The sequence below is a fragment of the Clostridium sp. LS genome (assembly GCF_002760435.1).
In the GTDB taxonomy this organism is placed as follows: Bacteria; Bacillota; Clostridia; order Clostridiales; family Clostridiaceae; genus Clostridium.
Genome location: NZ_AUUU01000166.1, coordinates 1 through 629, shown reverse-complemented (window position 1 = coordinate 629; position 629 = coordinate 1). Strand labels below are relative to the sequence as shown.

The following is a 629-nucleotide window of genomic DNA, read 5'->3' as shown; positions in this document are numbered from 1 at the left end:
ATTTATGAAGGAGCACCTACTTCAATTACAGTATTTTTAGCAGTAGCATCTAAAACAGCAGGTTTAGCGGTTTTACTAAGATTATTTATGACTGGTATGTCATCTGTGTCTGGCTACTGGATCGAACTAATTATTGTTTTAGCTGTTATAACTTTAGTGCTTGGAAATTTAGTTGCCATTCCTCAAACTAATATTAAAAGATTGCTTGCTTACTCAAGCATTTCCCAAGCAGGTTATTTTTTACTCGGGATTATTGCAAATTCAAATCTTGGTGTAGCATCAGTTTTACTTTATAGTTTGTTTTATCTGTTTGCAAACATGGGAGCCTTTGGAGTTGTAATTGCGGTATCAAAGGCAACAGGCAGCGATGAAATTAAAGATTATGCTTATTTATCTAAAAGATCACCATTTTTAGCAGCTGTTATGCTAATATCCTTGCTTTCATTAGCAGGAATTCCACCTTTAGCAGGATTCATAGGTAAGTTTTATTTGTTCTTATCTATAATAGAAAAGGGGCAATTATGGTTGGCATTTTTAAGTCTTGGTATGAGCGTTATATCAGTATACTACTACCTTAAAGTTGTTAAGGTTATGTATTTTGGAGAAAGTCCTACGAAACTTGAATCAAT

The 629-nt window shown here is 33.5% G+C and carries 1 protein-coding gene; it reads left to right on the top strand.

From position 1 onward, the window contains the following. A partial coding sequence (locus COL3_RS25190) for an NADH-quinone oxidoreductase subunit N (RefSeq protein WP_143327567.1) occupies positions 1 to 629 on the top strand: 629 nt, incomplete at both ends.